Origin of the sequence: Streptomyces sp. NPDC101118, from assembly GCF_044759445.1 — a bacterium.
Classification (GTDB): Bacteria; Actinomycetota; Actinomycetes; order Streptomycetales; family Streptomycetaceae; genus Streptomyces.
Genome location: NZ_JBIVZG010000008.1, coordinates 236,008 through 258,347, shown reverse-complemented (window position 1 = coordinate 258,347; position 22,340 = coordinate 236,008). Strand labels below are relative to the sequence as shown.

Genomic DNA, 22,340 nt, shown 5'->3' with positions numbered 1-22,340 from the left:
CGTGCACTCCCTCCGCCGGGAGGGTGTCGCCCGCCGGTATCAGCGGCCCGTCATCCGGGGAGCTCGGTGCGTTCCCACCACTCGTACACCGGCAGGCGGCCCTCCGGGGTGTCCTCGTGGCGCACCGTGATCCTGAAGTGCTCGTACCCGCCGCGGTGCGGGATCTTCAGCTCCTGGCCGGGCGGAGTGACCGGGACGACCCGCTGGGAGAGGTCCGCCGGTCCGCCTTCGAGCCATGCCTTGCTCGTCATATCCCCAGTCTTCCCGGACGCGGCGCCCCGCGCATGCCGGGGTGGACCGGACGAGCGCCTTCCGGTCCCGCTCGCCCCGTCCGGCGCCGTCAGACCCGTACGAGGCCGGCGATGTGGGAGGTGATCATGTCGAGCAGGTCGGCCACGGCCTCCGCATCGCCGAGGACCAGGTAGTTCAGGGTCAGTCCGTCGGTCATGGCGGCGAGGTAGCGGGCGAGTACGGGCACGGGCACCCGGAGTTCGAAGCCCATCACGCCCCGGAGCTGCTCGATCAGCTCGGCGAAGGTGTCGCGGTACAGCTCGTGCTGGCGCCTGGCCAGCTCCTCGAAGCCCGGCTGGCGCAGGGCGTACTGCGTGAGCTCGTAGGTGAGCATGTGCTCGCCGGGGTGGGCCGCCACGTGGTCCCAGTACGCCTGGAAGCCGGCGCGCACGGTCTCCTGGAGGGTGGCCCGGGGCCGCAGCGCCTCGCGCACGCGGGAGACGGAGTGCTCGGTGATGGTCTGGATGACGGCTTCCAGCAGGGCCTGCTTGGAGTCGAAGCAGTAGTGGAAGACGCTCAGCGACACGCCCGCCTCGGCGGCGATGGACCGGGTCGTGGTCCTGGCGACCCCGTCCCGGGTCATCGCGCGGATGGCCGCCTCGGTCAGCTGGCGTCGCCGCTCCGCCGAGGGCAGGCGTGTCATCTGGGCTCCTTGCTTCCGTGCTGTGCAGTGCTGTGCTCGGTGCTGTCGTGCCGTGCCGTCCGGTGCCGGACCGGGGTCAGGCGCTGTAGGCCCCGACCTCGTACAGGGAGTAGCCCCAGCCCGTGCCGCGCTGCACACCCTGGACCCGCAGGTAGCGGGCCGGAGTGGCGGCGAAGCGCGCCGTGTCGAGGCCGCCGTCACCGTCGGACGTGGACCAGACCGTGGTCCAGTTCGAGCCGTCGGTGGACAGCTCGATGCGGTACGCCCTGCCGTACGCGCGCTCCCAGTCGAGCGTCACCCGCTTGACCAGGCCCGTGGAGCCGAGGTCGACCTGGAACCACTGGCCGTCGCTCCACTCGCTGGCCCAGCGGCTGCCCGTGTCGCCGTCGACGGCCCGGCCGGGCGCGTAGCTGACGAAGGGGTTCCACCACTCCGTGGAGGAGGCCCCGGAGGGCCGGCCGGCGGCGAGGTTGACGCCCGCCTTGTGCTTCTCCGACGCGCCCCAGGTGGTGAGGTAGGACTCGGCCCCGCGGAAGAGGTCGTCCACCACGTCCTGGCCGCCGACGAGCCGCACGTCCTCGATCCAGTCGGGGACCAGGCCGTAGTGGGACGCGCCGTCGGTGTTGAGGTCCCAGGTGCGCTGCCCGGTGGTCACCTTGTCGATCACGGAGCCGCCGTCGGTGCTGCGGAACGGGTACTTCACGGGGTTCGGGGTGCCGGCGCCCCGCGGGCCGGGCCAGCCGCCGACGCCGTTCATGTCGGTGCCGTAGCCGTAGCCCACGCCGTACTTGTCGCGCAGCGCGTCCTTGGCCTTCGCCTCGGCGCTGAAGCCCTCGGCGCCGTTCATGTACTGGGCGGCGAACCCGCCGAGCTTGTACAGGCGCTCGGTCCAGCTGCTGTCCATCCAGCTGTGCGAGGAGATGGCGCCCGGGTACGACTCGGACTCCATGATGTCGAAGGCGCGGCCCGCGGCCTTGACGCTCATGTGGTCGAGTTCGAGCATCATCTTGCGTTTCATCATCCCGCGCACGGCGTACTCGCCGAGCTCGGTGAGGCCCCGGGTGTTGCACTGGGCGTCCGCCGCGTACGAGGGGACCGCGACGCCCTCGGGGAGCTTCTGCTCCGCCGCCGGTGCAGCCCCGAGCCCGATCGGGTTGTCGTGCTGGGGGCCGGCGCACTTCTCGGTCTTCCAGAAGGTGCCGGTGGACAGGAACTGGCCCACGTTGATCGCGGTGCCGAGGGCACCGGAGTCGAAGCGGACCCCGCACAGGGCGTTGTCGAACTTGTGGCAGAGGAACATGCTGCGCACGCCCAGCTGGTACAGCTCGTCCAGCCCGCGGTCGATGTCGTCCCTGCCGCACTGGGCGATGTCGAGGATCTGCTTGCAGCCGAAGGGCTCCGAGGTCTCCACGCCGAGCACGACGGCGAGCTTGCCCTGCGCGATGACCTCGCGCGCCTGGGCGCTGTCGGTGACGATGCGGAACCAGCCCTTGCCCGGGCCGCCGTACATCTTGTCGACGTAGGCCTGCATGTCGTACGTCTTGCGGGCCTGGAGCCGGATCGAGGTCATCTCGTCGCAGCTGCGGTCCTTGAAGAAGTACACCGAGCAGATCACGCCGTTGGTGACCAGGTCGTTGACGAGGACGCGCTGGCCGCCGCGCCAGGCGCGCTCCACCCAGGCGTAGTACGTCTGCTCGTGGGTCAGCGAGTCGTGGGCCGGCCAGTCCTTGAAGGTGGGCCAGCCGGCGGGGTCGTGCTTGCCGTCGCCGCCCTTGGTGATGAAGTCGAACACCGCGAGGGTGCCGTCGGGGTAGTGCTCGGGACAGTCCTTGAGGGCGTCGGCGATGCCGTCGTCCGAGAAGGGCTTGCCGCAGATGAGCCGTCCGCCGAAGGCCTCGTTCGACATGAGGTGGACGTGCGCGTCGACGAAGCCGCGGACCTCCCCCTTGTCGTTCGTGCCCTTGAACGGCTCACCGGTGACGTTGATCTGGGAGTCGGGGGCGGGCCGGGCGGTCGGGTTCCACCAGCCGGGGTCGGCTGCGGAGCCGGGGTCGGCGACGGAGCCGGGCGCGGGGCCCAGCACCATCGCCATGGCGGCGAGGAGCAGCGAGAGCACCGCCAGGGGGCGGCGGCGCCTGCCGGAGGGGGTTCGGGTCATGGCGAGACCTCAGGGGGTGTGGGGTGTCCGGATTGGCCGATTGTCATGTACCGATAAATCGTGCTGAGAGAATCCCGACCCGTGAGTAACAAGTCAAGGGTCCGGGACACTTGACCTGATGGATCGTCATTTCCTCCAACAGGAGTCGAGGCAGCCGCCCTACGGGACTCCGGTGGTCCGCCGCGCCGCCGCGAGTGCGCGCCCCGCGGCTGTCCGAAAACGCCTGGCCCGGGCAGCGGCGGCCGGTTAGGTTCGCGGGGACCTTCCGCCCTGCCCGCCGACCGTAAAAGGACCTCCGTGCCCCTGTTGCGCACCGCACGCCCCGACGAACTCCCCGCTCTGGTCGAGCACCCCGGCGACCCCGAGCGCAACGCAGCCACCCGCGCGTACCTCGCCGGGCTCCTCGACGCCGGGTGCACCCGGCCCGATTGGTGCCTGGTCGCAGAGGGCCCCGACGGCCGTCCGGCCGGCAGCGTGGTCCTGTGGACCCTCCCCGGACAGGAAGTCCCGCTCGCCGTCGTCCTGTTCGAGGCGCCCGAGGGCGAACCGGAAACCGGCACCGCCCTGCTGGACGCGGCCGCCGGCCTCGCCCGCGGGCTCGGCGCGGCCGACCTGGAGCACGTCGTGGACTCGCCCGCGCAGGCCCCGCAGTTCCAGCGGGACCCCGGGCGCCGCGGCGACCTGCTGCGCGCCGCCGGCTTCGCGCCCGTGCGCGACGGCCGGCGCTTCCGGCTGGCGGTCCCGGCCGAGCTGCCCGCCGACGACCCCCGGCTGACGTTCCGCTCGCTCGCCGAACTCGGGCCCGGGCCGTTCCTCGCCGTACTGGAGGAACTGCTCGCCGACACCGCCGACGCACGCCTGGCCGCGGACGTGGCCGAGCACGGCCTCGCCGCCGCGGCCCGGCGGCTCTTCGACGACACCGCCGGGCTGCGGCACGAGCCCGGCTGGTGGGAGATCGGGTACGCGCCCGACGGCACCCCGGCCGTCCTCAGCCTGCCCGCCGAGAACCCGTCCGTGCCCGTGATCGGGTTCGTCGGGGTCGCGCCCGCCCACCGGGGCCGGGGGTACGCCACCGCCGCGGTGGTGCGCGGGACCCGGGTCCTGGCCGCACACGGCGCCACGGAGATCCGCGGCGACTGCGACGCGGCCAACGGCGCGATGGCCCGGGCCTTCCGGGCCGCCGGGTACGAGAACTTCGCCGACCGGCTGGAGTTCGTACGGGACCTCTGAGCGTTCCCGCCCGCCCTGAGGCACCGTCCGCCCCGCACGCTGACGGAAATGAGTCATTTTGTCTTGATATGGCGGGTAACTGATCGTCTGGTGAGCGGAATTGGCAAAGACCTGGCGCCACGAGGCAACCCAGGCCGCCGAGTTGCCGTCCTCGGGGGGCGAGGGAGGTTCCGGAGGACCACCGGGACGCCCCGAGCACACCGACGATGAGGATGACCACCTTGATACGTGTCACACGCGTGGTGACCGCCGCCGCGGCGGTACTCGCGCTGGCAGCGGCGACGCCGGGGCTCGCGTACGCGCAGCCGTCGGCCGCAGCCTCAGAGGGCCGCGGGGGAGCGGCCGACGGCAGCCTCCCCGAGGGCTGGCGGATCACCGGCACGGGGGCCGGCCGGCAGCTGGTGTGGACCGCCGACCGGCGCGTGCCCATGGGCGACGCCCGCGTCGAGTTCCACACGGGGGACCGGCTCATCGGCGTGCCCGCACCGGGCCCCGACGGGCGCAGCTTCAGCCTCCCGATCGCCGGCGCGCGTCTCGGCGACGGCCAGGACCTGCGGGTCCTCGCCGCCGGCCGCCGCCTGGACGCCGCGGGCGCCCGCGAGGCCCGTACCCCGGACGACGCGCCGGCCGCCGGCCTGACCGGCGCCGCCCTGCCCGCCAACGCGGTCGACCCCGGCAAGCCCGGCTCGTACCGCACCGCCACCGGCGAGTACGCCCTGAAGTCCGTGAAGCTGCCCGGCTTCGCCGCACCCGTCGAGATGCGCGCCGTCGTGGTGGGCCCGGTGAACGCCCCCGGCACCCGCCCGCTCGCCCTCTTCCTGCACGGCCGCCACTACACCTGCTACGGCGGCGGCCAGCAGACCGGCGACTGGCCCTGCAAGCCCGGCACCCAGCCGGTGCCCAGCCACCGCGGCTACCTCGGCGCCCAGAAGCTCCTCGCCTCGCAGGGCTACACCACCCTCTCCATCTCGGCCAACGGCATCAACGGCCAGGACTGGAACGCGGAGGACGGCGGCGCCCAGGCCCGCTCCTCGCTGGTGCGCCTGCACCTGGCCCGCTGGGCCGAGTGGGCCGCCAAGCGCTCCGAGGCCCCCAAGGCCGTGCGCGACGTCGCGCCCGCCGACCTCGACCGCGTCATGCTGGTCGGCCACTCCCGCGGCGGCGAGGGCGTCAACCGCGCCGCGCTCGACAGCCTCTACACCGCCCCCGCCGACCGCGACGGCTACCGCGGCCCGGTGCGCTGGAAGATCCGCGGCAACGTGCTGATCGGCCCCACGATCTTCGGCCAGAACCCGGTGCCGGACGTGCCGTCCGCGACCATCCTGCCGGGCTGCGACGGAGACGTCTCCGACCTCCAGGGCCAGATCTACGCGGACGGCACCCGCGGCCTCAGCCGTGGCGCCGCCCTGCACAGCTCGGTCTACGTGGTCGGCGCGAACCACAACTTCTTCAACTCCGAGTGGACCCCGGGCCAGTCCAAGGCGCCCTCCGAGGACGACTTCTGGCCCGGCGACAACCCCGACCCGGTCTGCGGCGTCGGCAAGAAGACCCGCCTGACCGCCACGCAGCAGCAGGCCGCGGGCGCCACGTACATCGCCGCCGCGGCCCGCCTGTTCGTCGCCGGCGACGACCGGGTGCGCCCGCTGCTCGACGGCACCGGCCGCCGCGCCCCCTCGGCCGACCCGGCCCGCGTCCTCACCCACGCCGTCGGCGGCAACCGCACCACCGCGGTCCTGCCCGGCTCCACCGTGAAGGTCTCCGGCACCGGCGCCCGCACCTGCGCTCAGGTCAGCCCCGACCCCGCCAAGACCTGCCTGCCCGGCGAGTCCGGCGGCCAGTCCCCGCACTTCGCGGGCTGGGAGGCCTCGCCCGAGCCCGGCCGCGACGCGGTCGCCCTGCGCTGGACCGCCCCCGGCACCGCTGCCGTGCTCCGCCCCGCGGCCCCGGTCTCCCTCAAGGGCTCCGAGTCCCTCGCGCTGCGCCTGATCGTGCCGCCCAACACCACCGGCACCCTGCTCGACGTGTCCGTCACCGACGCCTCGGGGCGCCGTGCCAAGCTCGGCCAGGTCCGCGCCGACGGGCTGCCCGGCACCGAGCGCACCGCCTCCTACTGGGCGCGCGAGCTGCGCGTACCGCTGACCGCCGCCACCGGCGCCGGCCTCGACCTCACGAAGGTCGCCACCCTGGAGCTGACCCCGCGCAGCCGCGCCGGGAAGGCCTGGCTGATGGACGCCTGGGGCTGGCGCCCGGGCACCCCGGCCGTACGCGCGGAGAAGCTGGTCCGCGTCGACGTCGGCCGCCTGGAGGTCAAGGAGGGCGACGCCGGCACCAAGACGTACCGCGTGCCCGTCAGCGTCACCGGCCAGGGCACCGGCCGGGTGCGGCTGTTCGTGCCCAACGCCGAGGGCGACAAGGTCACCTCGAAGCTGGTCACCGTCCGACCGGGCCGGAACGACATCGACGTGCCCTTCGCCGTCACCGGCAACACCCGCTTCGGCCGCGACACGAACCAGGACATCTTCGTCAAGGCCGTGCGCGGCACCGTGGTCGGAGCCCACCGCGGCGGCGTGACCGCCAAGAACGACGACCCGATGCCGAAGGTCAAGGTCACCGCGGTCGACGACGACGTCACCGAGGGCCAGGCCCTCACCTGGCGCGTCTCCCTCTCCGAGAAGGCCGACGCCGACATCATGGGCGAGTTCGCGCTGCTGCCCGTGACCCGCGGGGCCGAGCTCTCCACCGCGGACGTCGAGCGGCGCTGGCTGGAGGAGTGGATGGGCCACGTGCCGGACCCGGCCCGTCCGCTGTCCCAGGCCTTCGAGCAGCCCGCCCTGTACGTCCAGATCCCGGCGGGCAAGCTCTCCACGCTGGTCACCGTGCCCACCGTCAAGGACCGGCTGACCGAGCCGAAGGAGTTCCTGCGGGCGCAGCTGCGCACGTACGACGCCGACTGGATGCCGCAGCCGGGGCCCGAGGTCACCGGCACGGTGCGGAACGCCTCGTAACGCGCCCCGCACGCACGCGGACCCACGCACGAAAAAGGGACACCGGCCCCCTCGGGGGCCGGTGTCCCGGTGCGTTCGGGGGGTGCCGGCGGTCGCGGACCCCGGCGCGGTCAGCCGGCCGGCAGCGGCGGGACGACCTCCGCCGGGCGGGTGGTCGGCTCGTAGCGCTGCAGGAACGTGGTGCTGGGGACCAGGTCGCGGTGGACGACGCGGGCGACGGCCTGGATGGTGGCCACGCCGTAGTCCATGGTCGCGTTGTCCTGGGTGAGCACCGTCATGTAGTAGTCGTGCCCGCCGCCCTGGAAGGCGCCGACGCTGTGCACCCGCCAGCCGTGCGTGGCGCGCGGCAGCCAGCCGTTCTTGACGTGCACCTTCACCGTGGACGGGGCGCCGGCCGGGGTGCCCCAGCGCTGCGAGGCGACCACCTGGTTCATCAGCTTCAGGGCGTAGGCCCGGGCGTTGTCGCTGAGCACGGTGTTCTTGCGGGTCAGCAGCGAGAGGAGCTTCTGCTCGTCGCCGACGTTGATCCGGGTGAGGCCCCAGTAGCCGTCGGCGCCCGGCACGGTCCTGGTCATGTCCGCGGCCGCGAGGAAGCCCTTGATCTTGGTCATGCCCAGCTGCCGCCACAGCGCGGTGGTCGCGTTGTTGTCCGACTGGGTGATCATGGCGCGGGTGAGGTCCACCTCGCGCTGGGTGAGGTAGCGGTTCTGCTTCTTCGCGTCCCAGAGCAGGGTGGCCAGGACCGTGACCTTGACGACGCTGGCGGAGTCGAAGGCCGTGGTGGAGCGCAGCCGGCAGCTGGTCTTCGTGGTCCGGTCGTACACGCCGATCGCGACGGTGCCCTTGCGGTTGGCCAGGGCGGCCGTGATGTCGCGCTGGAGCTTGGCGGCCAGGCCGGCCTTCGCGGAGGTGCAGGCGACCTGCGGCGTGGTGGCCGCGGTGACCGCCGGCGCGGTGCGCGGTGCGCCGGCCTGGCCGGCCGCGGCCGCGGGCGTGGCGGTGGCCACGAGCGGTACGAGGACCCCGGCCGCCAGGCCCGCGGACAGGCCGCGGGCGCGCAGGGACATCCGGTGGTTCATGTGGTGGCTTCCCATCCCCTTGGTCGAGCGGGCGCGCTCCCCGCGCACCCGCTCGACATGACGCGCCGGGGGCCCAGATGGTTGCAGTAAAGCTGAAAATATGTTCAGCCGGTGAAGCCTGCGGTGATCGACGTGAACTGCCAGTCGCTCTGCGCGATGCCCGAGCAGGTCTCCTGGAGGCCGCCGCCGGGGCAGCCGCGGTCCCGGTTGACCGACCAGAAGGCCAGCCGGGCGAGGTGGTGGGAGTTCGCCCAGTCGCGGATCGCGGTCCAGTTCTGGACCGTGGTGGTCTCGCCGGTGTCGCTGACACCGTTCATCCCGGAGATGCCGATGTGGGCGTAGGCGGTGGCGTCGTCCCAGCCGAACACGGACCGCAGCTTGGTCTTCAGCCCCTCGGTCGCGCCGACCGTGCTCGCGTACATGTCGGTGGAGGCGTTGCCGAAGTCGAAGGGCATGATCGTGAACACGTCGATGCCGGCGTCGAGCGCCTTCGCCTGCTCGATCAGGCGGTTCCCCCACGAGGTCGGGCCCGTGGTGCTCGTGCCGAAGGTGAGGATGGTCCGCAGGCCCGGGTTGTTCCGCTTGACGATCTTCAGGGCGCCGAGGATGCGGTCCTGCACCGCGGCGTTCTCGAACTCGTCCGTGTTCTCGATGTCCACGTCGATCGCCTTGAGCCCGTACGCGTCGATCACCTTCTGGTACGCGCCGGCCAGCGCCTCGGGCGTGGTGCAGTTCGGGCCGAGCTTGTTGCCCTGCCAGCCGCCGACGGACGGCACGATGTCGCCGCCGGCCGCCCGGATCGCGGCGATCGTGCTCTGGTCGACGCCGCCGGTCAGCGGCCGCTGGCCGTCCCAGGCCGGGTTGCAGCCGCCGGAGGAGAGGATGAAGGCCATCGTGAACCACTTCACGCCGGTCGCGTTCATCACCGCGGTCGCGCTCGGCGGGTTGCCCCAGCCGAGGTACAGGTAGGGCGCGGCCTGCTTGAAGCCGGTCGGCTGCGTCGGGCCGCTGTCGGTGGTCACCGTGAGCGGGCCGGAGGCCGCGGAGGTGTTGCCCGCCAGGTCCCGGGCGCGGACGGTGAAGGTGTACGGGGTGTTCGCGGCCAGTCCGGTCACGGTGGCGGAGGTGCCGGCGGTGGTCGCGGCCAGGGTGCCGCCCCGGTACACGTCGTACCCGGTGACGCCGGTGTCGTCGGTGGCGGCGGTCCAGGCCAGCGAGACGCTGGAGGAGGTCCGGCCGGTGGTGGCGAGTCCGCCGGGCGCGGTGGGCGGGGTGGTGTCGGTGCCGCCGCCGGGGCCGTCCAGGACGATGTCGTCGGCGTGGTAAGTGCCCTGTCCGTACCAGCCGTTGACGTACACCTCGGCGCTGGTCTGGGCGGCGCCCGTGGTGAAGGAGACGCTCAGCTTCGCGTAGGCGCCGGGCGAGCTGGTCCAGGTGGCGGCGCCGCCGGTGACGCCCAGGTAGGCGTAGTTGCCGCGGACCCAGCCGGACAGCGTGTAGGCGGTGTTCGGCCGGACGGCCACCGTCTGGACGCACTTGGCGTTGTCGGACGCGGTCGCGGCGCCGGCCAGGGCCCTGCCGCCGCCGTGGACGGGGGAGGTGACGACGGAGCCGAGGCCGCCGCTGCACGACCAGGGGCCCAGGGAGCCGGTCTCGAAGTCGCCGTTGCCGAGGGCGTTGGCACCGAAGGCGGCGCCGGGGGCGCTCAGCACGGCGGCCGCGCCGAAGAGGGTGGCGCCGATGCCGCAGGCCAGACGGGTGCGGGTGCGGGTACGCAAGGGAGGGCCTCCAGAGGGGAAGGGAGGTGCGCGGAAGACGGGGGAGGGGTGCCGGGGTGCGTCTGCGGGGCAGCCCGGAAGGGGCCGTACTGCCTTTTGAGCAGCGGGAGTTGAGGGGGGATGTGGCCGTGTCCCGTCCCCGGGAACCTAACCGTCCGCATCCGTGGCGGTCAATAGGTCTGGACCAATTCCCGTCGTATTGCGGAGCGGTGAACACCGGGTGGCCGGGCGCCACGCCGGAGTCCGGGGTGTTCCGCCCCGGCGGCGCGCCGCCCATACTGATCCGGACATGGCTGGAATCAGCCCTGCTTCAGCACGGGTGAACGGGTATGCGGGGGCGTGCCGATGAGGGGAAGAGTGGCCGTGGCCTGTGGCCGCGGACGGGAACGGAACTGCCCGCCGGGGCAGGCCGCGGAACTGGCGGGACTGCTGGTCTCGGTGCGGCGGGGCCGGGTCGTGTCGGTCACCCGGCACCCGAGGCCGGCGGCCGGTCTGATGGTGCGCGAGGCGGCGGAACGCCTGCGCTCGAACTACCTCGACGGGGTGGTCCACGTGTGCCTGGTCCGGCCGACCGGCGCCGAGGACCTGGCCAGGACCCTCGCCGCCCGGGGCAGCCGCCCGGCCGCGGCCGGCCAGGGCCCGCGCACCTCCTGGCGGACCCCGCCGCTGGCCGAACAGGACGTGCTGGTGGCCCTGGACGGCAGCGAGTTCCTCACGCCCGACGCGCTGGTCTGGCTGCAGAACCTGCTGGACGCCGGCCCCGGGGTCACGATCCTCGCAGCCGGCCGCCACCCGCTGCCGCTGCACGCCGAGCACGGCCCACCGCGTCGCTGGGCCTGACCGGGGCAGCCGGGCCCGGGGCGGCCGGGCCCACCGCGCCCCGCGGGCTCACCACGCCCCGCGGGCTCACCGCGTCGCGGGCCGCCCCGGGTTGCCCGGGCGCTCCGCGATCCGGTCCAGCGCGTCGTCCAGGGTGTTCGCCGCCATGATCAGCGACAGGTGGGTGAACGCCTGCGGGAAGTTGCCCAGTTGCTCGCCGCTCGGCCCGATCTCCTCGGAGAACAGGCCCACGTGGTTGGCGTACGTCAGCATCTTCTCGAAGGAGAAGCGCGCCCGCCGCACCCGCCCGGCCCGCGCCAGCGCGTCCACGTACAGGAACGTGCAGAGGCTGAACGTGCCCTCCGCGCCCCGCAGTCCGTCCGGCGAGGCGCTCGGGTCGTAGCGGTACACCAGGTTGTCCTTGACCAGGTCCCGGTCGATGGCGTCCAGGGTGCTCAGCCAGACCGGGTCGGTGGGGTTGAGCAGCCCGACCCGCGGGATCAGCAGCAGCGAGGCGTCCAGCACGTCACCGCCGAAGTGCTGCACGAGGGCGCCGCGCCGCTCGCTCCACCCCCGGGTCATGATCTGCTCGAAGATCCGGTCGCGTTCGCCCCGCCAGGTGTCCCGCGCCGCCGGCCGCCCGAACTCCTCGGCCAGCCGCAGCCCCCGGTCGAAGGCCACCCAGGACATCACCCGGCTGTACGTGAAGTCCTGAGGGCCGCCCCGCGTCTCCCAGATGCCCTCGTCGCGGTTGTCCCAGGCCCCCGCCAGCCAGTCCAGCATCGAGGACAGGGCCTGCCAGCCCCGGTACGTCGGCTGGGTGTCCAGACCCCGGCCCTGCGCCAGCGCGTACAGCGCCTCGCCGTAGATGTCGAGCTGCACCTGGTCCACCGCCGCGTTGCCCACGCGTACGGGGAACGAGCCCCGGTACCCCTCGAAGTGGTCCAGCGTCTCCTCGGGCAGCCAGGGGTCGCCGTCCACCCGGTACATGATCTGGAGCGGCTGCGTGCCGGCCGTGGGCCGCCCCGTCCGCTCGCCGACCCGCTCGGTGAGCCAGGACGTGAAGGCGGCCGCCTCCTCCACGAAGCCCAGGTCCAGCAGGGCCCGTACGGACAGGGAGCCGTCCCGGATCCAGGTGTAGCGGTAGTCCCAGTTCCGCTCCCCGCCGACCAGCTCGGGCAGGCCCAGGGTGGCCGCGGCGATCGGCGCGCCGGTCGGCAGGTAGGTCAGCAGCTTCAGCGTGATGGCCGACCGGTGCACCATGTCCGGCCAGCGCCCCCGGTACCGCGTGGTGCGCACCCAGTTCTGCCAGAAGTCGACGGTGTCCCACAGCTCCCCTTCGACCGCCTCCAGGTCCGGCAGCGGCGGCGCGGCCTCGTCCGGGCCGCACACCGTGAACGAGGCACCCGCCTGCTCGCCCTCACCGAGCGTCAGGCTGCCCCGCACGTCGTGCGCGCCGTCGCGTTCCAGCGGGATGTTCGACTGGAGGAACGCCGACATGCCCGGCGCCCGGAAGCACGCCGTCCGGCCGTCCAGCTCCAGCTCGTGCTGCGCCCGCCCGAAGTCGAAACGCGGCCGGCACTCCAGCGTGAACCGCACCGTCCCCCGCATGCACCGCACCACGCGCTTGATGCTGTGCCGGTCCGTCGGCCGCCCGGTGCGGTCCGGCGGCATCCAGTCGAGCAGTTCGCCCACGCCGTCGGGCGACATGAAACGGGTGACCAGGATGGCGGTGTCCGGGTAGTACAGCTGCTTCGTCCGCACGTCCGGCGAATCCACGGAAAGGCTGAACCAGCCGCCGCGGTCGTGGTCCAGCAGCGCGGAGAAGAGGCCGGGGGAGTCGAAGCGGGGCGCCGCGAACCAGTCGACCACGCCCTCGTCCGAGATGAGGGCGGCGGTCTGCAGGTCCCCCACCAGACCGTGGTCCGCGATGAGCGGGTAGCGCTCCATGGCACCACTATCGGGGAGACCCGCCGTACCCGCAGGCCGGACGGGGTACGTACGGGTAACAGGGCGCCCGTCGAGATGCCGACCGGAGACCCGCGGAGCACCATGGTCTCGTGGGTCACGCCCCCCGTGGGGGCTCCGCCCGCGCGGCTCGGGGACGCCCCCATCGGAGACGGCGACACCATGAACGCTGCAGCAGTCGACAAGGGGAATCGGCCGCCCAAGAAGAGCGCCCTCTACCGGCTCGGGCACTGGTGTGCCCAGCACTTCGTCATCGTCATCGTCGCGTGGCTCGTCGCGGTCGGCGGGCTCCAGGCGCTCGACCGTGCCTTCGGCGGCGAGTACTCCGACAACTTCTCCCTCCCGGGCGTCCAGTCCGCGGAGGGCCTCACCGTGCTCCAGGAACACGAGCCCGCAGCGGGCGGGTACGGCGCCCAGATCGTCCTCAACGACCCCTCGAAGCCGCTCACCCAGGACGCCGCCACCGTCAACTCGGTGGTCGCCGACCTGCAGAAGCTGCCCGACGTACTCGCCGCCCAGAACCCGCTGCCCCCTCCGGGCACCACGCCGCCCGCCACCCCCGCCGGCGTGCCCAACACCGGCCCGCTGTCCACCGACGGCAAGACCGCGTACATCACCATCCGGTTCAGCGTGCCGCCTTCGACCCTCGGCGACGACTACCTGCCCAAGGTCGACACGGCCGTCCAGCCGCTGCGCGACGCCGGCGTCACCGTCGAGTACGGCGGCCCGCTGGGCGAGTTGGCCCGGCCCGAGCCCGACGACCGGACCAGCGAGGCGATCGGCTTCGCCGTGGCGATCGTGGTGCTGCTGATCGGCTTCGGGTCCGTCATCGGCGCCGTGATGCCCCTGGTGACCGCCCTGATCGGCGCGATCTGCGGACTGGCCCTGCTGGGCCTGGTGGCCGCGGCGTTCACCTTCGGCACCGTGTCACCCACCCTGGCCACGATGATCGGACTCGGCGTCGGCATCGACTACGCCCTGTTCCTGATCACCCGGCACCGCCAGAACCTGATGAACGGCCACGATCCCGCCGACTCCGCGGGCCTGGCGACCACCACCAGCGGCCGGGCCGTCCTGGTCTCCGGCTGCACCGTCATCATCGCGCTGTCCGGCCTCTGGGTCTCCGGAGTGACCTTCATCGGCAAACTCGGCCTGGCCGCGGCCTTCACGGTGGTCACCGCCGTCATCGCCGCCCTCACCCTGGTCCCCGCCATGCTGGGCCTGGTCGGCCGGCGGATCGACAAGTGGCACGTGCGCAAGCCGGTCGCCGAGACCGACGCCGAACCCGGCGCCCCCGCGCACGGCACCTGGCACAACTACGCGCAGAAGGTCGAGCGGCGGCCCTGGTGGTTCCTGGTCAGCGGTGTGGTCGTGCTGCTGGTCCTGGCCTTCCCCCTGCTCTTCATCCAGCTCGGCCACATCGGCGACGGCGCGGACCCCAAGTCCTTCACCGACCGGCGCGCCTACGACCTCATCTCCACCGCCTTCGGGCCGGGCGCCAACGGACCCCTGACGGTGGTCGTCGACCAGACGAACGTGCCCGCCGACGACCGGGCCGCCCTGGGCACCCAGCTCCAGCAGGCGCTGACCGGCGTGCCCGACGCGGCCTCCATCACCCCGCTCAGGCCCACCACGGACGGCGACGTGCTCATCGGCACCGCCTACTCCGTGGCCTCACCGCAGGACGAGAAGACCACCGACCTCACCGAGCACCTGGTGAACGACGTGCTGCCGGGCGCGGTCGCCGGCACCGACGCCAAGACCTACGTGACCGGAACCACGGCCGCCCAGGTCGACTTCCTGGAGATCGTCTCCAGCCGGCTGCCGCTGATCATCGCCGTCGTGGTGGGCCTGGCGTTCCTGGTCATCCTGATCGTCTTCCGGGGCCTGCTGGTCGCCGTCAAGGCGGCCGTGCTCAACGTGCTCTCCATCGCGGCCTCGTACGGCGTGGTCGTCGCGGTCTTCCAGTGGGGCTGGGGCGGACCCGCCCTCGGGGTCTCAGGCAAGGTCCCCATCGAGAGCTACGTGCCGATGATGATGTTCGCCATCGTCTTCGGCCTGAGCATGGACTACGAGATCTTCCTGCTCTCCCGGGTCCGCGAGGCCTGGCTGCGCACCGGGGATCCCAAGGCCAGCGTGGCCCACGCCCTGGAGATCACCGCCCGGGTCATCACCTGCGCCGCGCTGATCATGGTGAGCGTGTTCGCGGCGTTCATCGTCTCGGACAACATCGTCATCAAGATGCTCGGCCTCGGCCTGGCGGCCAGCGTCCTGATCGACGCCACCGTGGTCCGGCTGCTGCTGGTGCCCGCCGTGATGACCCTGCTCGGCAAGCACGCCTGGTGGACCCCGGCCTGGCTGGACCGGATCCTGCCGCACCTCGACACCGAGGGCGAGCACGCCCTGGAACAGGACGAGGCGCAGTCGGTCCCGGCCGGCGGGCCGCCGCCCGCCGGGCGCTGACCGCCGGCTCCAGCGTCCAGGACCGTCGCGGTGGGTTCCCTGATCGTCCTCTCGTCGGGGGTGCCGTCACACACGGCGGACGCGCGGTCAAGGGCGTGGGTGGTGAAAGGGCTCGTGGGGCGGGTGAGAAAGACCTCGCCACCCCCCTGATCGATCAAATATCGGAGGGGTTAGCATATGAGCGCTGCCTAGCTCGAAAGATACGCCTGTGACTGTCAACGATGACTCGTTCACCAACTGGATGAACCGCGAGGAGATCGCGGAATCGATGATCCCGATCATCGGGAAGCTGCACCGCGAGCGGGACGTCAACGTCCTCCTCCACAGCCGCTCCTTGGTGAACAAGTCGGTGGTCAGCATCCTGAAGACCCACCGGTTCGCCCGGCAGATCGACGGCGAGGAGCTCTCGGTCACCGAGACCATGCCGTTCCTGCAGGCGCTGACCGCGCTCGACCTGGGCCCGTCCCAGATCGACCTCGGCATGCTCGCCGCCAACTACAAGGCGGACGACCGCGGCCTCTCGGTCGAGGAGTTCACCGCCCAGGCCGTCGCCGGCGCCACGGGCGAGAACAAGCTGGAGCGCAACGAGGGCCGCGACGTCGTCCTGTACGGCTTCGGCCGCATCGGCCGCCTGGTCGCCCGCCTGCTCATCGAGAAGGCCGGCTCCGGCAAGGGCCTGCGCCTGCGCGCCATCGTCGTCCGCGGCGGCGGCGAGGCGGACCTGGTCAAGCGCGCCTCGCTGCTGCGCCGCGACTCGATCCACGGCCAGTTCCAGGGCACCATCACCGTCGACGAGGCGACCAGCACGATCGTCGCCAACGGCAACGCGATCAAGGTGATCTACGCCAACGACCCCTCCGAGGTCGACTACACGGCGCACGGCATCAAGGACGCCATCCTCATCGACAACACGGGCAAGTGGCGCGACCGCGAGGGCCTCTCCAAGCACCTGCGCCCCGGCATCGACAAGGTCGTCCTGACGGCCCCCGGCAAGGGCGACGTCCCGAACATCGTCCACGGCGTCAACCACGACACCGTCAAGCCGGACGAGCGCATCCTGTCCTGCGCCTCCTGCACCACCAACGCGATCGTCCCGCCGCTGAAGGCCATGGACGACGAGTACGGTGTGCTGCGCGGTCACGTGGAGACCGTCCACTCGTTCACGAACGACCAGAACCTGCTGGACAACTACCACAAGGCCGACCGCCGCGGCCGCTCCGCGCCGCTCAACATGGTCATCACCGAGACCGGTGCCGCCTCCGCCGTGGCCAAGGCCCTGCCGGACCTCAAGGCCCCGATCACCGGCAGCTCGATCCGCGTCCCCGTCCCGGACGTCTCGATCGCCATCCTGAGCCTGCGCCTGGGCCGCGAGACCACCCGCGAGGAGGTCCTCGACCACCTCCGCGACGTCTCGCTGCACTCGCCGCTCAAGCGTCAGATCGACTTCACCACCGCCCCCGACGCGGTCTCCATGGACTTCGTCGGCTCGCGCCACGCCTCGATCATCGACGCCGGCGCGACCAAGGTGGACGGCGACAACGCGATCCTCTACCTCTGGTACGACAACGAGTTCGGCTACTCGTGCCAGGTGATCCGGGTCGTCCAGCACGTCTCCGGCGTCGAGTACCCGACCTTCCCGGCTCCGGCGGTCTGACCCACGACGGTCTGACCCGCCACTGCGACGAGGGCTCCCCACCCGGTGACGAAACCGGGTGGGGAGCCCCTCTCATTCGCTCGCTCGCCTGCGGCGCCACAATGCCTCCGGCTCGCTCGCGGTCACCGCGCGGCGAACACCGTCGCCAGGTACTCCGCCAGCGGCTCCGGGACCGGCGGGGAGATCCGGGCCCCCAGGTAGCCGTCCGGCCGCACCGCGAACGCCGTGGGCCGGCCGCCGGCGCCGTACAGCCGGGCGAAGGCGCCCTCCGCGTCCCGGTACACCGGCAGCCGGTCGCCCTCGTACGGGCCCGCGTCCGCGCCCAGCACCCCGCAGAGCTCCAGCCGGCCGTCCGTCAGCGCCGCCGTCTCCGCCGCGAACCGCTCCAGCGCCGCCGCGGCGTCCGGGCCGTCCGCGTACAGCAGCAGGACGTGCTCCCGGCCGCGCAGCACGTCGTACAGCCGCAGCGGGAAGGCCGCCAGCGCCGTGGTCAGCCCCGTGCAGTCGGGGGCCCGGTCGCCGGGACGCGGACCGGGCCCGCCGTCCGCCGCCGGCGCGGTGAGCGGCCCGTCCCGGTAGCCGACCAGCAGCTGCGCCTCCCGCAGCAGTGCCGCCGCGGGATCGTCCGGCGCCGCCTGCTCCTGCTGCCGTGCGTTGCGGACCGTACGCCCCACCACCTCCTCGCCGACCGGCCGGCGCTCCGCGTCGTAGCTGGCGGTCAGCCCCGGGTGCGCCTCGCCCCCCACGGCCAGGGCGAGCTTCCAGGCCAGGTTGTACGCGTCCTGGATCCCGGTGTTCATGCCCTGCCCGCCCGTGGGCGGGTGGATGTGCGCCGCGTCGCCCGCCACGAACACCCGGCCGCTCCCGTACCGGTCCACGATCCGGTGGCTGATCCGGAACACCGAGGACCAGCGCAGGTCCGAGACGGCCGCCGGGCGCGGCGACAGCCGGTCCACCACCGCCTGGAGGTCCGCCAGGGCGGGCAGCCGGCCGCTCTCGCCCTGGAGTCCGTGCGCCACCCCGTCCCCGCTGGCGTCCCCCTCCCCGGCGAGTGCGGGCGGCACCATCATCGACAGCCGGTACCTGCCACCGGGCAGCGGCACCCCGACCAGCAGGTCGTCCACCGCCCCCGACGCGTCCCGGTGCAGCGCACGGAGGGCGTACCCGGCCGGCAGGTCCCAGTCCACGCGGACGTCGCCGAGCATGAACCCCTCCGGGAAGGCCCCGCCCTCGAAGCTCAGGCCCAGCCCCTTGCGGACCAGGGAGTGCGCCCCGTCGCAGCCCACCAGGAACCGCGAGCGCACCTCCTCGGTGCCGTCGGGCCCGCCCTCCAGCACGCTGGTCACCCCGTCGGCGTCCTGCCGGAGGGACACCAGCTCGGTGCCCCGCTCGATCCGGCCGCCCAGCCGCTCCAGGTACTCCTCCAGGAGCCGCTCGGTCTCGTACTGGGGGAGCGCCGCGAACCCGTACGGCACCTCGGGCGGCAGCCGCAGCACGGCGCGCTCCCGCTCCTCGCCGTTGACGTACACCAGATGGCCGCGCAGCTGCACCGCGGCCTCCAGGACCTCCCGCACGCAGCCCATCCGGTCCCAGACCTCCAGGGTGCGCGGCTGGACGCCCACCGCCTTGGCGTACATCAGCCGGGCCGGCAGCCGGTCCACCAGCCGGCACCGCACCCCGCGCCGCCGCAGCTCCACCGCCGCGGTCAGGCCCACCGGTCCCGCGCCGACGACCAGGACGTCCGGTGCGGCGAAGCTGTCGGAGCGTGGCACGGTCGTCTCCTGCCGTGAGGCCCCCCGGCGAACGGACTGCCCGCCCAGGATCCCCCGGCCGCGGCACCCCGGCCATCCGGCCGGCCGGGCGGGACACCCGTGCCTCCCGGCAGGTCGCCCCCGGCCGGGAGGCCGCCTGTCCTGCGGGCCCCGCCGGGAGCGTCTACCGTCGGCCCATGGACCGTGACCGCACCGGATGGCGCGACTGCCTGCTCGCCGGCGCCGTGTTCCTGGTGTGCATGGCCGGCACCACGCTGCCGACCCCGCTGTACGGCCTCTACCAGGAGAAGTTCGGGTTCTCCGAGCTGATCGTGACCGTCGTCTACGCCGTGTACGCCTTCGGGGTGATCGGCGTGCTCCTGCTGGCCGGCAACGCCTCGGACGCCGTCGGCCGCCGCCCGGTGCTGCTGGTGGGCCTCGGCTGCGCGGCCGCCAGTGCGCTCTGCTTCCTCGCCGCCACCGGCCTCGGCTGGCTCTACGCGGGCCGGCTGATGTCGGGCCTGTCCGCCGGCCTGTTCACCGGTGCGGCCACGGCGTACGTGCTGGAACTCGCGCCCCCGGGCGGGTCCGAGCGGGCCACCTTCGTCGCCACGGCCAGCAACATGGGCGGCCTGGGCTGCGGCCCGCTGCTGGCCGGGCTGCTGGCCCAGTACGCCGCCCGCCCGCTCCAACTGCCCTTCGTCGTGCACCTCGTCCTGGTCGCCGCCTCGGCCGGCATCCTGCTGCGGCTGCCCGAGACCGTGCGGGAGCGGCGCCCGCTCGGCACCGTCCGGCCGCAGAAGCCGGGGCTGCCGGCCCAGGTGCGCACGGTGTTCGCGCCGGCGGCCACCGCTTCCTTCGTCGGCTTCGCACTGTTCGGGGTGTTCACCTCGGTCAGCCCGGCCTTCCTGGCCCAGTCCCTGGACGTGCACAACCACGCCGTCAGCGGTCTGGTCGTGGCGCTGGCCTTCTTCGCCTCCACCGCCGGGCAGCTGGCGGTGAACCGGGTCGGGGTGCGCCGGGCGCTGCCGCTGGGCTGCGCGGCCCTGCTGGGCGGGCTGGTGCTGCTCGCGGGTGCGCTGCGCTGGAACCTGCTGCCGCTGGTGGTGGCGAGCGCCCTGGTCGGCGGGGCCGGGCAGGGGCTGTCCTTCCGCGCGGCCCTGGTCGCGGTGGCCGGGGCGTCACCGGAACACGAACGCGCCGCGGTGATCTCCACGCTGTTCGTGGTGGCCTACACCGGCATCTCGGTGCCGGTGATCGGCGTCGGTCTGCTGGCCGGCCCGATGGGGCTGGAGGGGGCCGGCCTGGTCTTCATCACCTGCATGTCCGTGCTGGTCACCGGCGCGGCCGTGTACCTGCTGCGCCGCCCGGTGGGGGCGGCCCGCACGTGAGGCCCCGGGCCGCGGCCGGCTCCGTCCCCGGCGCCGGCCGGGTCCCGGCTACGGCTCGTCGTACCAGGAGAACGCGGCGATCCGCCAGCCGTCCGGGGTGCGGACGAACTGGATGGTCTTGCTGCCGCCGCCCTCGAAGGGCTCCCCGTCCAGGACCCCGGACTTGCCGTACGTGCCGAACCGCGAGGCGATGTCGCCCGCGATCTCCGTACGCTCGGCGGTCTCCCACTCCGCGAACTCGGCCAGCCGGTCCCCGGCCAGCAGCCGTTCGCGCGGCTCGATGAACTCCTCCACCGAGTAGACGGTGAGGTCGGGTCCGGTCTTGACGATCACCCCGCCCGGGACGACCAGCCGCCGGATCCGCGCCAGGTCGGCGGGCTTCCCGCCCCGGGTGTCGAAAGCGCCGTAGAACTCGGCGGTCACTGCGTCTATCTCGGCCTTGGACATGGCGCGACCCTAACACCGGCGAACACCGGTCCGGTTGGGCCGCGTCCCCGGTCGCTCAGAGCTCCGGGAACTCCGGGGCCACGCCGAGGAAGGGGGCGATGGTCGCCCAGATGGTCGACCGGGCCGTGGCCAGGTCCACCCGGGGGTCGTCCAGCATCACGCGGATGCCCAGCCCGTCGCAGAGGGCCAGCACCAGGGTGCCCAGCGCGGCCACGTCGCACTGCTTGAACTCGCCCGAGGCGATGCCGCGTTCGACCGCGCCCGTGACCCAGGAGTGCAGCTGGTCGTACAGGTCGACGGCGAGGTGGCGGGCCGTCCGGTCGCGCTGCGCCCGCACCCACAGCTCCTGCCACAGCTTCCAGTCCTGGCGCAGCTCCTCGTCCGTCGGCAGCATGCTGCGCAGGATCCGCGCCAGCAGCACCGACGCGGGCAGGCCGGCGGCGGCCCCGTCCTCCGTGTCCGTGCCGGTCTGGGCGAAGGAGTGGGTCATCGCCTCGGCGAACAGCTTCTCCCTGGTGTCGAAGTGGTAGTGCAGCAGGGCCTTCGAGACGCCCGCGTGCTCGGCGACCTTGCGCATGCTGATGTTCTCGAACCCGATCTCCGCGATCACTTCGCACGCGGCCTTCAGGATCCGCTCCCGCGTCTCGAGTGCGCGCTCGGCCTTGGTCACGTCTGATACTCCCCGTTCCGGCGCCCGCTGTGCGGGCGGGCGGGCCCGGCTGCCGGGCCCGCCTGTCCATCATCCTTGCGCATCCCGTGCCCGGACTCCCTCCGTCCGGGCACACCGGTTCAGGGGTACGTGTGGAACCCGCGCCCCGTCTTGCGGCCCAGCAGGCCCGCGTCCACCATCCGCGCGAGCAGCGGGGGCGGCGCGTACAGCGGCTCGCGGTACTCGGCGTACATCGACCGGGCGATGGCCTGCACCGTGTCCAGGCCGATCAGGTCGGCCAGGGCCAGCGGCCCGAGCGGATGCGCGCAGCCCAGGGTCATGCCCTGGTCGATGTCCTCGGCCGAGGCGGTGCCCGACTCGGCCATCCGCACCGCCGCCAGCAGGTACGGCACGAGCAGGGCGTTCACCACGAACCCCGCCCGGTCCTGGGCGCGGATCACCTGCTTGCCCAGCACCCCGGAGGCGAACTCCCGTGTGCGACGCACCGTTTCGTCACCGGTGAGCAGCGACGGCACCAGCTCCACGAGCGGGAGCACCGGGACGGGGTTGAAGAAGTGCAGCCCGATCACGCGGTCGGGCCGCGAGGTCGCGGCGGCCAGCCGGATCACCGGGAGCGAGGAGGTGTTGGTCGCCAGGACCGCGTCCCGTCGCTCCACCACGGCGTCGATCCGGGCGAACACCGCGGTCTTCGCCCGCTCGTCCTCGGCCACCGCCTCGACCACCAGGTCCCGGTCGGCCAGCCGTTCCATCTCGGTGGTGACCGTGATCCGGGCCGCCGCGGCCGCCCGCCCGTCGGCGGTGAGCTTCCCGGCGCCCTCGGCGCGGGCCAGCGAGCGGGTGATCCGCTCCAGCCCGGCCGCGGCGGCCGCCGTGCCCGTCTCCACCACCACGACCTCCAGGCCCGCCCGCGCGCAGACCTCCGCGATGCCGGACCCCATCAGCCCGCACCCCACGACCCCGACGCGTTCGACATCGGTCATCGGACTTCCCCTC

Annotated in this window: 16 protein-coding genes; 6 read left to right on the top strand and 10 right to left on the bottom strand. The window is 73.1% G+C overall.

Translation table 11 applies throughout. The features are described 5' to 3' along the window. Nucleotides 1–50 precede the first annotated feature (50 nt). The 3 genes from ACIQUQ_RS16510 to ACIQUQ_RS16500 form a co-directional block, all read right to left on the bottom strand. Nucleotides 51–251 (bottom strand): DUF5988 family protein, encoded by a 201-nt coding sequence (locus tag ACIQUQ_RS16510; RefSeq protein ID WP_399947964.1) that lies wholly within the window; start codon nt 249–251, stop codon nt 51–53. Nucleotides 252–340: 89 nt separating this feature from the next. Next, nucleotides 341–934, bottom strand: coding sequence for a TetR/AcrR family transcriptional regulator (locus ACIQUQ_RS16505; protein WP_403666643.1), 594 nt, complete (start codon nt 932–934; stop codon nt 341–343). A gap of 76 nt (nt 935–1,010) precedes the next feature. Then, the gene (locus ACIQUQ_RS16500) at nt 1,011–3,092 is read right to left on the bottom strand and encodes a discoidin domain-containing protein (protein ID WP_403976170.1); all 2,082 of its coding nucleotides are present in this window, start codon (nt 3,090–3,092) and stop codon (nt 1,011–1,013) included. A 297-nt stretch (nt 3,093–3,389) separates the two neighbouring features. Here ACIQUQ_RS16500 and ACIQUQ_RS16495 point away from each other — a divergent pair, with 297 nt between their 5' ends. Both ACIQUQ_RS16495 and ACIQUQ_RS16490 read left to right on the top strand, forming a co-directional pair. Next, nucleotides 3,390–4,322 (top strand): GNAT family N-acetyltransferase, encoded by a 933-nt coding sequence (locus ACIQUQ_RS16495; protein WP_403976167.1) that lies wholly within the window; start codon nt 3,390–3,392, stop codon nt 4,320–4,322. 221 nt (nt 4,323–4,543) lie between these two features. Beyond that, the gene (locus ACIQUQ_RS16490) at nt 4,544–7,327 is read left to right on the top strand and encodes a hypothetical protein (RefSeq protein WP_403976165.1); all 2,784 of its coding nucleotides are present in this window, start codon (nt 4,544–4,546) and stop codon (nt 7,325–7,327) included. A gap of 110 nt (nt 7,328–7,437) precedes the next feature. Here ACIQUQ_RS16490 and ACIQUQ_RS16485 read toward each other — a convergent pair whose 3' ends face one another. Continuing rightward, complete coding sequence (locus ACIQUQ_RS16485) at nt 7,438–8,406, bottom strand: serine hydrolase (protein ID WP_403976163.1); 969 nt, start codon at nt 8,404–8,406, stop codon at nt 7,438–7,440. A 104-nt stretch (nt 8,407–8,510) separates the two neighbouring features. After that, on the bottom strand, nt 8,511–10,184 hold the full coding sequence (locus tag ACIQUQ_RS16480) for a carbohydrate binding domain-containing protein (protein WP_403976161.1): 1,674 nt from the start codon (nt 10,182–10,184) through the stop codon (nt 8,511–8,513). 345 nt (nt 10,185–10,529) lie between these two features. On the opposite strand from ACIQUQ_RS16480, the gene ACIQUQ_RS16475 reads away from it, so the two are divergent. After that, a complete protein-coding gene (locus tag ACIQUQ_RS16475; protein WP_403976159.1) occupies nt 10,530–11,024 on the top strand; it encodes a hypothetical protein in 495 nt (164 codons plus the stop codon). Nucleotides 11,025–11,090: 66 nt separating this feature from the next. On the opposite strand, the gene ACIQUQ_RS16470 is transcribed toward ACIQUQ_RS16475, so the two are convergent. Next, nucleotides 11,091–12,953, bottom strand: a complete 1,863-nt coding sequence (locus ACIQUQ_RS16470; RefSeq protein WP_403976157.1) for a glycoside hydrolase family 15 protein — start codon at nt 12,951–12,953, stop codon at nt 11,091–11,093. 180 nt (nt 12,954–13,133) lie between these two features. Between ACIQUQ_RS16470 and ACIQUQ_RS16465 the strand changes: the two genes are divergently transcribed. Next, nucleotides 13,134–15,434, top strand: coding sequence for an MMPL family transporter (locus ACIQUQ_RS16465; protein ID WP_403976155.1), 2,301 nt, complete (start codon nt 13,134–13,136; stop codon nt 15,432–15,434). Nucleotides 15,435–15,642: 208 nt separating this feature from the next. After that, on the top strand, nt 15,643–17,088 hold the full coding sequence (locus ACIQUQ_RS16460; protein ID WP_403976152.1) for a glyceraldehyde-3-phosphate dehydrogenase: 1,446 nt from the start codon (nt 15,643–15,645) through the stop codon (nt 17,086–17,088). A 122-nt stretch (nt 17,089–17,210) separates the two neighbouring features. Here ACIQUQ_RS16460 and ACIQUQ_RS16455 read toward each other — a convergent pair whose 3' ends face one another. Further along, complete coding sequence (locus ACIQUQ_RS16455; protein ID WP_403976150.1) at nt 17,211–18,860, bottom strand: FAD-dependent monooxygenase; 1,650 nt, start codon at nt 18,858–18,860, stop codon at nt 17,211–17,213. A 176-nt stretch (nt 18,861–19,036) separates the two neighbouring features. Here ACIQUQ_RS16455 and ACIQUQ_RS16450 point away from each other — a divergent pair, with 176 nt between their 5' ends. Next, on the top strand, nt 19,037–20,230 hold the full coding sequence (locus ACIQUQ_RS16450) for an MFS transporter (RefSeq protein ID WP_403976147.1): 1,194 nt from the start codon (nt 19,037–19,039) through the stop codon (nt 20,228–20,230). Between the two features lie 48 nt (nt 20,231–20,278). Here the strand turns inward: ACIQUQ_RS16450 and ACIQUQ_RS16445 are convergent, their stop codons facing one another. The 3 genes from ACIQUQ_RS16445 to ACIQUQ_RS16435 form a co-directional block, all read right to left on the bottom strand. Next, the gene (locus ACIQUQ_RS16445) at nt 20,279–20,677 is read right to left on the bottom strand and encodes a DUF4440 domain-containing protein (RefSeq protein ID WP_403976145.1); all 399 of its coding nucleotides are present in this window, start codon (nt 20,675–20,677) and stop codon (nt 20,279–20,281) included. Between the two features lie 55 nt (nt 20,678–20,732). Further along, nucleotides 20,733–21,347: a TetR/AcrR family transcriptional regulator gene (locus ACIQUQ_RS16440; RefSeq protein ID WP_403976143.1), complete on the bottom strand. Its 615-nt coding sequence runs from the start codon at nt 21,345–21,347 to the stop codon at nt 20,733–20,735. A gap of 119 nt (nt 21,348–21,466) precedes the next feature. Continuing rightward, entirely contained in the window at nt 21,467–22,327 is an 861-nt protein-coding gene (locus ACIQUQ_RS16435) for a 3-hydroxybutyryl-CoA dehydrogenase (RefSeq protein WP_403976141.1), read from the bottom strand. Nucleotides 22,328–22,340: the final 13 nt, after the last annotated feature.

Bases quoted from the DNA above. Each gene is read 5' to 3' on its own strand.
- ACIQUQ_RS16510 (WP_399947964.1), bottom strand. From the start codon at position 251: ATGACGAGCAAGGCATGGCTCGAAGGCGGACCGGCGGACCTCTCCCAG.
- ACIQUQ_RS16505 (WP_403666643.1), bottom strand. From the start codon at position 934: ATGACACGCCTGCCCTCGGCGGAGCGGCGACGCCAGCTGACCGAGGCG.
- ACIQUQ_RS16500 (WP_403976170.1), bottom strand. From the start codon at position 3,092: ATGACCCGAACCCCCTCCGGCAGGCGCCGCCGCCCCCTGGCGGTGCTC.
- ACIQUQ_RS16485 (WP_403976163.1), bottom strand. From the start codon at position 8,406: ATGAACCACCGGATGTCCCTGCGCGCCCGCGGCCTGTCCGCGGGCCTG.
- ACIQUQ_RS16475 (WP_403976159.1), top strand. From the start codon at position 10,530: ATGAGGGGAAGAGTGGCCGTGGCCTGTGGCCGCGGACGGGAACGGAAC.
- ACIQUQ_RS16470 (WP_403976157.1), bottom strand. From the start codon at position 12,953: ATGGAGCGCTACCCGCTCATCGCGGACCACGGTCTGGTGGGGGACCTG.
- ACIQUQ_RS16465 (WP_403976155.1), top strand. From the start codon at position 13,134: ATGAACGCTGCAGCAGTCGACAAGGGGAATCGGCCGCCCAAGAAGAGC.
- ACIQUQ_RS16450 (WP_403976147.1), top strand. From the start codon at position 19,037: ATGGACCGTGACCGCACCGGATGGCGCGACTGCCTGCTCGCCGGCGCC.
- ACIQUQ_RS16445 (WP_403976145.1), bottom strand. From the start codon at position 20,677: ATGTCCAAGGCCGAGATAGACGCAGTGACCGCCGAGTTCTACGGCGCT.
- ACIQUQ_RS16435 (WP_403976141.1), bottom strand. From the start codon at position 22,327: ATGACCGATGTCGAACGCGTCGGGGTCGTGGGGTGCGGGCTGATGGGG.